General features: G+C 59.1%; 8 protein-coding genes. 4 read left to right on the top strand and 4 right to left on the bottom strand.

Annotated elements, in window-relative coordinates:
* Positions 1–7: 7 nt before the first annotated feature.
* Positions 8–871: an S-methyl-5'-thioadenosine phosphorylase gene (mtnP, locus tag KI809_RS00915; protein WP_214169642.1), complete on the bottom strand. Its 864-nt coding sequence runs from the start codon at positions 869–871 to the stop codon at positions 8–10.
* 34 nt (positions 872–905) lie between these two features.
* A complete protein-coding gene (locus KI809_RS00920) occupies positions 906–1,358 on the bottom strand; it encodes an FKBP-type peptidyl-prolyl cis-trans isomerase (RefSeq protein WP_214169643.1) in 453 nt (150 codons plus the stop codon).
* A gap of 286 nt (positions 1,359–1,644) precedes the next feature.
* Between KI809_RS00920 and KI809_RS00925 the strand changes: the two genes are divergently transcribed.
* The gene (locus KI809_RS00925) at positions 1,645–2,865 is read left to right on the top strand and encodes an ammonium transporter (protein WP_214169644.1); all 1,221 of its coding nucleotides are present in this window, start codon (positions 1,645–1,647) and stop codon (positions 2,863–2,865) included.
* 57 nt (positions 2,866–2,922) lie between these two features.
* On the opposite strand, the gene KI809_RS00930 is transcribed toward KI809_RS00925, so the two are convergent.
* Positions 2,923–4,035, bottom strand: a complete 1,113-nt coding sequence (locus KI809_RS00930) for a sensor histidine kinase (protein WP_214169645.1) — start codon at positions 4,033–4,035, stop codon at positions 2,923–2,925.
* Positions 4,036–4,192: 157 nt separating this feature from the next.
* Between KI809_RS00930 and KI809_RS00935 the strand changes: the two genes are divergently transcribed.
* The 3 genes from KI809_RS00935 to KI809_RS00945 all read left to right on the top strand — a co-directional run bounded on the left by KI809_RS00935 (position 4,193) and on the right by KI809_RS00945 (position 12,357).
* Positions 4,193–5,959, top strand: a complete 1,767-nt coding sequence (locus KI809_RS00935) for a M3 family oligoendopeptidase (protein WP_214169646.1) — start codon at positions 4,193–4,195, stop codon at positions 5,957–5,959.
* 300 nt (positions 5,960–6,259) lie between these two features.
* Entirely contained in the window at positions 6,260–11,080 is a 4,821-nt protein-coding gene (locus KI809_RS00940) for an Ig-like domain-containing protein (protein WP_214169647.1), read from the top strand.
* A gap of 11 nt (positions 11,081–11,091) precedes the next feature.
* Positions 11,092–12,357: a hypothetical protein gene (locus tag KI809_RS00945; RefSeq protein ID WP_214169648.1), complete on the top strand. Its 1,266-nt coding sequence runs from the start codon at positions 11,092–11,094 to the stop codon at positions 12,355–12,357.
* A gap of 72 nt (positions 12,358–12,429) precedes the next feature.
* Here KI809_RS00945 and KI809_RS00950 read toward each other — a convergent pair whose 3' ends face one another.
* Positions 12,430–13,077 (bottom strand): outer membrane beta-barrel protein, encoded by a 648-nt coding sequence (locus KI809_RS00950; RefSeq protein WP_214169649.1) that lies wholly within the window; start codon positions 13,075–13,077, stop codon positions 12,430–12,432.
* Positions 13,078–13,110: the final 33 nt, after the last annotated feature.

Here is a 13,110-nt window from a genome sequence, read left to right on the forward strand (position 1 = left end):
CCTGTATCTATAAATATTTCCCAACTATTGGCGCAAGCTTCTGCTTGGTGCTTTCCGGAATGACCTTCCGGTCGGTGATCACGGCATACTGCATGGCAGTAGCGCACGGGCAGCTCCGCTCCATAGTCACCTGACCCACGGCGTTGCGAATAATATTCTTGGCCATGGCCACGTTCTGATGGATGATCTTGATGATCGCCTCCACCGTCACATCGTCGTGCGAATCGTGCCAGCAGTCGTAATCGGTGGACAGGGCGATGATTCCGTAACAGATCTCTGCCTCGCGGGCCAGCTTGGCCTCGGTAAGGTTGGTCATACCGATCACGGCAGCGCCGAGCCCCAGGTACATGAACGATTCGGCCCGGGTCGAGAAGGCCGGCCCCTCCATGCAGATATAGGCCCCACCCTTGTGTACCGTTGCCCCTGCCTGTTGTGCCGCCTTATAGAGGGTTTCGGAAAGAGTGTGGCAGACCGGGTCGGCAAACCCGGTATGCGCCACGATGCCGTCACCGAAAAAAGTGTCTTTCCTGATCCCCTTGGTGCGGTCGATAAACTGGTCCGGAATGACGATATGGCCGGGCTCGATCGCCTCCTTGAGACTGCCGACTGCAGAGACAGAGATGATCTGCTCCACCCCCAGCTTTTTCATCCCATAGATATTGGCCCGGTAGTTAACCTCAGACGGGAGCAGCCGGTGGCCCCTGCCGTGGCGCGGCAGAAACACCATCTTCACGCCGTTGAGCACTCCGGTTATATACTCGTCGGACGGCTCGCCGAACGGGGTGTCGATCCTGATCCGCTCAACCTTCTCCAACCCCTCCATCTCGTAGAGGCCGCTGCCGCCAATGACGCCGATTACAGCTTCACCCATGAAATCACCTCCGAAAACAGATATAAATGTTCAATTAATTGATTTCTATCAGCTTGATATCAAAGGTCAGATCACGCCCTGCCAGCGGGTGGTTGGCGTCGAGAGTCACGTCTGTTTCAGTCACTTCCTTGATCAAAACCGGGAAGACCTCGCCATCCTGGCCGGTAACTTCCAACTGGCCGCCGATTTCCGGAACCATCCCCTCGGGTAACCTGCTCCGCTCGACAACACCGACAAGCTCGTCCTGATACGGGCCATACGCCTCGTCCATCGGAATCTTGACTTCCTTGCTCTCACCAAGGGACATCCCGACCACAGCGGCCTCAAACCCCGGAATAACATTCCCTTCGCCTATGGTAAACTCCAGAGGCCCGGTTTCGCAGCCGCAGTCATCATCGTGACATTCCGAAGAATCAAAAACCTCGCCATCATCCAGCCTGCCGGTATAGTGAACCTTAACCTTATCCCCCTGTTTTGCCTTTTGCATGCTCAGTGCATCCTTTCATTTCAGAGGGGTCCGCTAACGACCCGTCTGGAGATATTGACTTACCAGCGCACTCTAGCAGAGAGGCAACAGGAATTCCACCGGAAAAGGCGGTGGCAGACTTTTAGCCTATTTTTTAGGCAGCGCGGCGGTTAATTATACAATTCGGGCTTTAAATAGAATTTAATTTCCAATAATTACAACCTGTTACAACTTTGGCAAAGAGGTTGCTGAGAGGTTGACGGCGCCACGAAGATGTGGCGTCATATCTGCCAACGGGGGTAGGAATATGGACGCAGTGTCAGCGACTACAGCAATCAAGCATAGTGCCGACGTTCTCTTTCTCATGCTCGGCGCAGTCATGGTCTTTGCCATGCACGCCGGTTTCGCCTTTCTTGAAGTGGGCACGGTCCGGAAGAAAAACCAGGTCAATGCCTTTGTCAAGATCCTCACCGACTGGTCGGTTTCGACAGTCGCCTATTTTGTTGTCGGTTTTCCCATCGCTTACGGCATCTCGTTCTTGAAGCCGGTGCCGGCTATCCTCGGCGGCAACCAGGGTTACGACCTGGTCCATTACTTCTTTCTCCTCTGCTTCGCGGCCTGCATCCCGGCTATCATCTCCGGCGGCATTGCCGAGCGGGCCAAGTTCTGGCCGCAGGTGTTTGCCGGGGGAATCTTTGCCGGGCTGGCCTACCCGCTCTTTGAATCACTGATCTGGGGCCAGAACAATTCGGCACTGCAGGGGCTGTTCAAGAGCATCGGCGGCGCAGAGTTCCATGATTATGCCGGTTCAGTGGTGGTCCATTCCATCGGCGGTTGGCTGGCACTGCCGGCAGTGCTGCTGCTCGGCCCGCGTATGGGTCGTTACATGCGCGGCAAGTCGCATCCGATCCCGATCAGCAACATTCCGTTTCTGGCACTCGGCTCCTGGATCCTAGCGGTGGGGTGGTTCGGTTTCAACGTGATGAGTGCCGGCAATCTGGAGAAGGTATCCGGTCTGGTGGCGGTCAATTCGCTGCTCGCCATGGTCGGCGGGGTGTTGGGAGCGATCTGGGCTGGCAAAAACGACCCCGGTTTCGTCCACAACGGCGCCCTGGCCGGATTGATTGCGGTCTGCGCTGGCAGCGACATCATGCACCCGCTGGCATCGTTCGCCGTAGGCCTGATCGCTGCTTTTATCTTTGTCTACGGCTTTACCATCGAGCAGGAAAAACTGAAGATCGACGATGTGTTAGGTGTCTGGCCGCTGCACGGCATCATCGGCAGTTGGGGCGGCATCGCGGCCGGGATTTTCGGTCAGCCACAGCTCGGTGGCGCAGGGGGAGTAAGCTTGATATCCCAGCTGCTCGGCACGCTTTCCGCCATCGTCTTCGCCCTGGTAACCGGCTTCATCACCTATGCGCTCCTCAAGAAGACCGTCGGTATCCGGCTCCATGAGGAGGATGAATACCGGGGTTCGGACCTGACGGTCCATTCCATCGGCGCCTACCCGGAAGACCACGTCAGATAGAACTGCCTGATCCGGCTGCGCCCCTGTTCACCAAACCGGGGCGCAGCCCTTCCTCCTTCATCCCAGCGTAAAATAGAAGATGGCCCCTTTCCCCTCGGCTGCTTCGGCCCAGATCTTGCCGCCATGGCGCTCGACGATGCGCTGCACGATCGGCAGCCCCATGCCGCTCCCCTCGAACTCTTCCTCGGAATGCAGCCGGCAAAAAGGCTCAAAGAGCTTGTCGGCATAAGCCATATTGAACCCGGCGCCGTTGTCCCTGATAAAAAAAACAGGCTGGTCTGATGAATCCAGGATGCCGAATTCGATTTCGGCCCGGGCAACCCGCGAGCTGTACTTGAGGGCGTTGCCGAGCAGGTTGCGCAGACAGATGGTGAGCATGCGCCGGTCACCCTGCACTGTGAGACCGGGAACGATGCGAACATCGACAATCCTCCCGGGCTGCGCGGCAAGCTGCTCCTCCATGATCTCCGCCGCCAGTTCGGACAGCTTGACCGGCTCAGTCTTGACCTCGGCCCTGCTGAGTCGGGTCATCAGCAACAGGCTGTCGATAACGTTGCGCAGCCGCGCGCTGGCAATGCCGATCCGAGAGGCAACATGTCTGAGCTGCTCGCGGTCTGCGGTTTCCGCAGTTTCCGTCAACAGGCTGCTGTACCCCTGAAGCCTGGCAAGCGGCGCCCGCAGCTCATGCGATATGGAATAGCAGAACGATTCAAGCTCATTGTTTAGCCGGTTCAGCTCACTGGTCCGCAGCGCCACCCGTTGATCAAGTTCTTCGTTGATCGAGCGCATCGACTCCTCAAGCATCAGCCGCTCGGCAACCTCATCCTCAAGATCCCTGTTGAGTCCGGCCAGTTCTTGCTGCCGATCCAGCAGTTCCGTGTGCGCTCTCCGGATGCTGGCAAACAAAGGACCGAACTTCCATACGCCGCAAAGCATCAGCAGCGAAATCAGCAGGCCGAGAACCTCCAACGTCAGGTCTCCTTGCTGCTGGCCGCTGAGTAGTTGCTTAAGGGTAACGGCCCTCCTGACCCCCTGCACCACAAAACCGGTAGCCAGGAAGATCCAGGCGGCATAAGCCCCGCTCACCCTTATCAGCCGGATGGCGAGAAAGGCCGCCAGAAACTGGGAGGTGATCGCCATGATTACTATCAGCAGGATTGTCTGTCTCATTTAGCTTATTCCCAGTAGTGGTGCCGCACTACAAAAATTAACAAATATTCACGTAAAAGCAACACAGTAGATTATTGCCGAGTTGCAAGCCTGGCCTTGACGCATGAAGATTACTCGTCTAACCTTGGTACGACCCATTCCACAGGAGACCATAAAAATGACCGACATGTTGCGCTGGGACACCACTCGACTCTATTCATCTCCTGATTCACCGCAACTCGACCGCGACTTCCGCAAAGCCACCACTGAAGCCCAAGCTTTTCGCGAGCGCTACCAGGGCAAAGTGGCAACACTCGATGCGGCCGGGCTGCTGGAAGCATTGACAAGCTATGAGCAGCTCCAGGAGACCGCTGTGCTGCCGCAATTGTACGGACATCTCCTGTTCGCTTCCGACAGTGAGGCCGACAGCAACAAAGCGCTGATGCAGCGAGGCATGGAGTTCGGCAACAGCCTCTCCTGCGAGGTCATGTTTTTCGATCTGGAGCTGATGGCCATACCGGAAGCGGATTTCGCCCCGCTCGCCGCTGACGAGCGGCTGGCAAACTATCGCCACCACCTCGGCGCCATCCGTCGCTTCCAGCCGCATGCCCTGCCGGAAAAGGAAGAACAGCTCCTTACCCAGAAGAACCTGACCGGCATCCAGGCCTTTGCCAAGCTGTTCGACGAACTGACCGCCTCTCTCAGCTACCGGATGGAGCTGGACGGCGAAGAGCGCGACTTTACCGGCGAAGAACTGATCTCGCTGCTCCACCATCCCGAGGCAGCGGTCCGGGAGCGGGCGCTGACCGTGTTCCTTAATGGCCATGCCGAGCAGGGAATCGTGCTCTCCACCGTGTTCAACACCGTGGCGCTGGATCACAGCCAGGAGATGCAGCTCCGCAGTTACAGCGACCCGATGCAGCCGACCAACCTGGGTAACGAACTCTCCATGGAAGCGGTAGAGCACCTGATGAGCGTGACCGAGGCCAACTTCCCGCTGGCCCAGGAGTATTTCCGGATCAAGGCCAAGCTCCTGGGGATGAAGCGGCTGAAAAACACCGACGTCTATGCCCCGGTTGGCGAGTGCCACAAGACCTACAGTTTCGACCAGGCAAAACAGCTGGTGCTCGATTCCTATAGCAGCTTCAACCCGGATTATGCGCCGCTGATAGAAGGTTTTTTCACAGAGCGCCGCATCGATGTCGAGCCAAGGCAGGGCAAATCAGGCGGCGCCTTCTGCATGGGATTAACTCCCAAACTGCCGCCATATCTGCTGCTCAACTTCACCGGTAACCTGCGGGACGTGGCTACCTTGGCCCACGAATCCGGCCATGGGCTGCATTACCTCCGCTCGCAGGAGCAGACCATGGTCAACTACCATGCGCCGCTGCCGCTGGCCGAAACCGCATCGGTATTCGGCGAGATGCTGCTGACCAGCCGGATGCTGGCCCAAGAGACGGACCGGGAGGTAAAGATCTCGCTGCTCTGCGCCACCATCGAGGACATTATTGCCACCACCTTCCGCCAAGTGGTCCTGACCCGCTTCGAACAGCGGCTGCACCTGGAGCGCAAAGACGGGCTGCTCTCCTCTGACCGACTCTGCACGATCTGGTGGGAGGAGAACGCTAAGCTGTTCGGCGATAGCGTGGAAATGATCGAAGCGTACCGCTGGGGCTGGAGCTACATCTCCCACTTCATCCATACCCGCTTTTACTGCTATGCCTACACCTTTGCCGAATTGCTGGTCCTTTCTCTCTACGCCCGTTACCAGGAAACCGGCCCTTCCTTTGTCCCGGCGTTCGATAGCGTGCTCAGAAGTGGCGGCTCCCGCTCGCCAGCTGATACCGCTGCCCTGGCCGGGATCGACATCAATGACCCCGGTTTCTGGCAGAAGGGGTATGACATGCTAGGGGGGCTTATTGCGGAGCTCAAACAGCAGCTTTGATCAGTTTGCGGCAGTTGCGGCCAGCGCAACTGCCGTTTTCAGCTTTATTGGCACCTCTCTGTCAACTAATTGACTTCCCGCCGAGCCACAACACCAAATCACCCGCTCCTCGAACAGCCTCTCAGCCTCTAAAACCTTATTCATCGCCGCTTGACTGACGCGGGCAGTTTAAAATGCTGTTCAACGCAGAGGGCATGGAAATTGCTGATTTACCCTGAGCCCAAGGGGCTTTATTCCTAAATTCCCATCAGGCAAGGGTTTATTGTCATCATTATGCGCAATGCCTTATACAGCAACAGTTTGAAGCGTATCATACTCGCCCTGCTCCTGTTTTCGCCAACTTTTCAGGGTATCCAATCAGCTAACGCCGCAGCTAACATCTGGAGCAGCTCTGGACCGCCCGGCGCATACATCAGATCGCTGGCAATCGCACCGACGGCAACTCCGACGATCTACGCCGGCGCCAACGGCAGCGGCGTTTACAAGACTGTTGCCGGTTCCGGCACCTGGAGCGCTGTCAACTCCGGGCTGACCAACAAGATCGTCACGGCGCTCGCCGTTGACCCGCTCTCCAGCTCCACGCTCTACGCCGGCACCGCTGGGAACGGCGTATTCAAGACCGCAAACGGTGGCACTTCCTGGGCAGCCACCGGACTTGCCAGCGACACAGTCAATGCCATTACCATCAAGGCCGGCACCATCTACGCCGGCACCAGCGCCGGCGGGGTCTACCGCAGCGTCAACGGCGGCGGTGGCTGGAACCAGGTGAACAGCGGCCTGACCAACCTGCATGTAACCAGTGTTGCCATGTCGCCAGGCTTTGCCAGTGACACCATCGCCTTTGCCGGCACCGCCGGCGGTGGCGTGTTCAAGACCAGCGATGACGGCGCCACCTGGACCGCAGTTAACACCAACCTGACCGACCTGCAGGTGACGGCGTTAGCGATCTCACCCGAGTTCGTCTCGCTTCCCGACAATACCATCTATGCCGGCACTGCCAGCGGTGGCGTGTTCAAAAGCAGCAATGCCGGCACCACCTGGGCTACCGTGAATACCGGACTCCCGGCCGGGGCGGCGATACTGTCCCTGACCATCGACCATACCAATGCCAGCACCCTTTTTGCCGCCACCTCCGCCGGGATCTACATTTCCCTTAATGGCGGGGGGCAATGGGATCCTCCGGCCACTACCGCACCGGACAACGCCTTTACAACTTCGCTGGCAATGGCCTCAGCCGCCAGCATCTACGCCGGAACCGGTGGTGGGGTCTACCTCTCCACCGACAGCGGCGCCACCTGGAATGCCATCAACTCCGGCATTACCGCTGTTGAGGTGAAAGCAACCGTCATCAGCCCGGACAACCAGTCAAAAATCTTTGCTGGCACCAGCGGCGGCGGGATTTATATCACCCCTGACCAGGCGGCAACCTGGTCGGCAAGCAACAGCGGCCTGGCCAACAGCTTCATCCAGGCCGTCGCCATTGACAAGAATGCCTCTGCCCGTGTCTATGCCGGTACAACAAACGGCATTTACCGGAGCATCAACGGCGGAACCTCCTGGACCGCGGCCACCGTGCAACCAACAACCGGTGATATCCGCGCTATCGCCATCGACAGCTCCGTTACCCCGGCAGCCACTATCTATAGCGGCAGTTACGGCGGCGGGGTGTTTAAAAGCGTGAACAATGGGGCCAATTGGGCAGCAACCACGGCACTGCCCGACCAGAACGTGACCTCCCTGCTTATCGATGCGGCCAATACCACCCTCTATGCCGGCACCGATGGTGGCGGGGTCTTCAAAAGCAGCAACGGCGGCGGCGCCTGGAGCCTGGTCGCTGCCAGCAACAACGGCCTGAACAGCAACCGGATAACCGCGCTCTCCTTGACCGCTTCGACACTGTACGCGGCAACAGCAGCCGGGGTCCACTCAATTGCGGTTCCGGGAGGAACGCAGTGGACCGCAATCAACAACGGCATCGGCTCTCTGGACACCATTGCCCTGGCAACAAACCCGGCAAATCCCAACTACCTCTGCACCGGCACCAACGGCAACGGCGTATTCCTCTCCACCAACCAGGGGGCCAACTGGAGCGCCATCAACAACAGCCTCAACAGCCTGGTGGTCCGGTCGTTGGCAATCGACTCGGCCACCCCGACCCGCATCTACGCCGGAACCGCCACAGGAGGCGTTTCCTCGCTCATTACCAGCCCGACCATCACCATTGCCCCGGCCACTCCGCACAGCTTCGGCAACGCCAATACCGTCGGCCCGCCATCAAGCCAGGAGATAACGGTAGGCAACAGCGGCACCCTGGATCTGACCGTCTCTGGCATCACCGCAAACCTGACCGCAGCCGACGCTACCACCTTCACCCCTGCCGGCAACGGCATATCCGTCGGCGGCAGTTCCCCCTGCAACAGCACCACGCCGACCATAATTCCCGGCGGCTCCTGCACCCTGCTGTTCAAGTTCACCCCCGGCATCCCGACGGTCAATTCTGCAACCTTGCAGTTCTCATCCAACGACACCGAGATCCCGACCACCAAGGACCTGGTGATCAGCTGGGCCGGCGGCGTGCCGCCGGTGGCGGCGTTTACCGCGCCGGCAAACGGGGCAACCATCAGGAACCCGTTCACCATTACCGGCACCGCCCAGGACAATAGCGCTACCGGCCTGAAGAGGGTCGAGGTATCCCTGAATGGCGGCACCACCTGGCTGGCCGCATCACCCAAGCCGACCCTGGCAACCTGGGAATATGTCTGGACTACACCGCCGGTGACCGGAGACGGCAGCTACACCATTCTGGCCCGGGGCACCGATAACAAGGATTATGTCCAGACCGCCCTTGCCAGCGTTACCGTTACCCTGACCAATACCGCGCCGGATACCGCGATTGCTTCGTCACCGGCGGTACTATCCAATCAAAACAGCGCCACCTTCGCCTTTTCGGCCACCAAGTACGGCGCCCCCCTGGGCGGGGCTCTTTTTGAGTGCAAGCTGGACAGCGGCGCCTATGCTGCCTGTACCACCCCCAAAACCTATAACGGCCTGACCGACGGTGCCCATACCTTCTCGGTCCGCGCTGCCGACGGCGCCCTGCCGCTACCCGGCAATGTCGATGCCACACCGGCTTCGTACACCTGGACCGTGGACACTACCCCGCCGATTACCGCCATTTCCGCCAAGCCCGCGTTAAACATCAATTCCAGCGATGCTCATTTCGTCTTTGCCGCCAACGAAGCGGGCTGCACCTACATTTGCACCTTCGACGGCGTCGGCCCGGCACCATGCACCTCGCCTTACGACCGCTCGACCCTGACCGAAGGCGACCATACCTTCACAGTCCAGGCCACCGACCCGGCCGGCAATCAGGAACTGGCCCCAGTCAGCTACACCTGGCGCATCGATGTGACCAAGCCGACCTCGAACATTGACGCCCCTCCGGCCCAAATCAGCGGCAGCAGCCACACCTTTACCGGCACTGCCAGCGATCCGGTGTCGGTGGTCGCTTCCGGTGTCAGCCGGGTAGAGGTATCATTCAACGGCACCACCTGGTTTCCGGCCACTGACACCGCGGTAGGGCCGGCGCTCCCATGGTCCACCTGGAGCTATCTCTGGACCCTGCCGATCAACGGTTCCTACACCATGCAAGCACGGGCCGTCGATAATGCCGGCAATACCCAGCAGACCGCAGCCAGCGCCAACGTAGTTGTTGCCAACCCGCTGCCGACTGTTGCCATCACCTACCCGGCCGACAACGCCATCATCGGCAGCTCAAGCGTCAAGGTGATATCCGGAAGCGCCGCTGCCGCAGGCGGTGGCCTGCCACTGCAAAAGGTCCAGGTAGCGGTGTACCCGTCGGCAACCCCGCCCGGCTCGCCGACCTGGGTTGATGCCGTCGGCACCACCAGCTGGAGCTACAACTGGACTCCACCGAATAACGGTGACGGCAGCTACACCATCCTGGCGAGAACGCTCGACAGCGTCGCTAACATTTCCGCAAGCGACAGCAGCAACAGCCGCTCAGTCACCGTAGATGTCACTGCGCCGACCTCGGCAGTCGATCAGCCAGCCAACCCCTACCTCAAGGGAACCACTATCAACGCCACCGGCACTGCCGATGACAACCTTTCCGGGGTTGCCGGGATAGCCGTCACCATCACCAACAGCAGCAACCAAACCGTCTCGACAGGGCCAGCCCTGTTCAACACCATCAGCAAGACCTGGACCTACAGCAGCGGTGTCCTGCCTGACGGCAGCTACACCATCCGCTCCCTCGCCACCGACAATGCCGGCAACCAGCAGGGTATTCAAGGCTTGGCGACCGTAACCCTCGATAATGTCGCGCCGATCACCACTATCTCCAGCAGACCGGTAAACCCGTCAAATTCGGCAGCGCCAGCCTTTTCCTTCTCTGCCGATCATACCTCCACCTTCAGCTGCACCCTGGACGGTGTCGCAACACCCTGCACCAGCCCGAAGAGCTATAGTGGCCAGGCCACCGGCTTCCATACCTTTGCGGTGCAGGCCACCGATCTTGCCGGCAACCAAGAGGCTGCTCCACAGTCATACACTTGGTTCATCGACCTGGTGGCACCGATCATCACCGCAGTGACCCCGGTCAACGGCGCAACCAGGGTCAGCATCTCTAATCCGGCAATCACCGTGACCTTTGACAAGCCTGTGAACCCGGCGACCGTTTCCGACCCGACCTTCTCGCTGGTAAACGGCAGTACAGCAATAGCCGGTAGAATTTCACTGAATACGGCCAATACGGTGGCGACCTTCGAACCGTCGGCCAATCTATCGTACGCAAGCGATTACACGGTCACCGTTACAGTCGGCGTCCGCGACACTGCCGGCAATGCGCTGGCTGCCGGGCGCATCTGGACATTCAGCACCGATCCGGATGGCGATATCAACATGGACGGCCGGGTGGATATTGCCGATGCCCTGCTGGCGCTGCGCGTGGCAGTCGGGCGCACCACGGTCTCCGCCGCGGCGCTGCGTCACGGAGACGTGGCGCCCCTTGGCAGCCAAGGCCCGGATCCGGACGGGATCATTGAAGGGCGCGACGTAATGGTTATTCTCGGAAAAAGCATAGGAAAGCACAACTGGTGAGGAATCAGATAATGACTACGTTTATAACAACAAGGATTGTACGTTTGCTGCTGGCGGTTGGATTGGTTACGGCCCTGAACGGCTGCGGCGGAGGCGGCAGCGCCACCGGCGTCTCCAACACCCCCACCAGCACCATCATCAGCGGCACCGTGGCCAAAGGCGGTTTTACCAGCGGCGTGGTCAAGTCGTATTTCGTTTCCGGGGCCACCAAGGGAACGCTGTACAAATCCGCGCCGTTGAGCACCAGCGGCAGCTATACCCTGAACATGGAAGGGACCAGCGGCATCGTGCTGCTTGAGGCCTCCGGCACCTACATCGACGAATCAACCAATACCCAGCGAACGATCAGCGATACTGCGCCGCTGCGGGCAGTGCTCTACCTGGGCGGCCCCAGCGGCACTTTGAATGTGGCCATAACACCGCTCACCGAACTGGCAGTGCTCAATGCCTACTCCAGGAGCACCCTTTCCCCGCCGGCATTGTCGCAGGCAACGGTAGAGGCGGCCAACACCCTGGTTTCCGATATCTTCACCTTTGATATCCAGGCCACCCAGCCGGTAGCGCCGAGCGCAGTCGCCCTGTTTGGGGCAACCACAGCCCAGAAGCGCTATACCATGGTGCTGACAGGGATCTCCACCCTGGCGCCGACTCCGGCCCAGGTGGCCGCGCTCCTGAATACCTACAGCGCCAATCTCTCTGTGCCGCCGAACCGGATCTCCGGCGCCAACATCACCGCCCTGCTCAATGCAGTTGCGGCATTTCTCGATAGCAATCCGAACAACAACACCGGCTACAATTACGCGATGGCCCAATCGATTCCACTGTTTCCGCAGATCGGCTTTTATACGACCATCGTTACCGTCAAGGCCACCCAGAACACCCTGACAGCCGATACCATTGCCAATGTCGTCCAGTTCGCCCTGCTGCTCGATAACAACCTGACCGTGGACAACGTCGGCGGCGTACCCAACAGCAGCGTGATAACGGTCCTGGCCGACAGCACAACCACCATCTGGGATGCCCAGCTGGTTGACGATACCGTTGCCGTGAAAAAGGCGCTCAACGTGGTGATTTCCAATGCTGTCACCGGCCTGAGCCCCAACGTTAACCTGGCCACCATCCGGATCAAGACCAATCCGGGCTTTGACCCCTCTCCTACAAGTATCATTGTGAAACATATCTACCAGAACAACATCGAAAACGCCCTGATCCCGTTTGCCGCCAAGGATTCGCAGACAACAGCAACCGTTGACTGGAGCGTGAACGCAGCTTTCTAAGCTAGTCAAGGCAATAAAAAAGGGGGCTTGCGCTTGCAAGCCCCCTTGAGCATGGTTCCTTTAGCAGGTCAATCAGAATGAATACTTGACCCCGATGTTGACTGTGGTCCCGCCAATCTCCCATTTATCCTTTGAGTTGCGTACCAGGCGGCTGCCATCCTGAGACACTGTGGTCAGCTCGATCTCGGGCCGCGCCGAAAACCATTTGAAGTTGGCGCCAACCGCCCATTTTTCGTTGAGCTTGAAATCGGCGTCAAACACCGCCTGATAGCCGACCGCCGTTCCATGGTTGGATTCATCAACCGGGGTACTCGGGAAAGAGATCTTGTTGTCGATGAACCCCTGGTAGAGGCCGATGCCGCCGCCACCGGAGAGGATCAGCTTGTCGAACTCGATGATCCCCTTGGCGGTCAGGGTGATCGGGACGCCATAGGCGGTCCGATCGATACTGAACCCCGGCTGAGTGATCTTGCCGGAAGCGGTGTAAAGGCCGGTGCCGACCTCAACTGCCGCGTACGGCACCGGACGGTAGCCGGCAGCTACATCAAAGCTGTAACCGGTGTCGAAATACTTGAACCCCTTGAAATCACCCCCGTCCCGGCCGTTGGGAAGAAAGATGCCGCCTCTTGCGGCAACATAGGTCTGGTCTGCCGCCGACGCGCTTCCAACGGCCAGCACCGAAGCCATCAAGGCCACTGCCAACATAGATCTCTTAGTCACGTAATCCCTCCTTGAAAGGTAGCCACATTTCAC

Source organism: Geoanaerobacter pelophilus, assembly GCF_018476885.1.
In the GTDB taxonomy this organism is placed as follows: Bacteria; Desulfobacterota; Desulfuromonadia; order Geobacterales; family DSM-12255; genus Geoanaerobacter; species Geoanaerobacter pelophilus.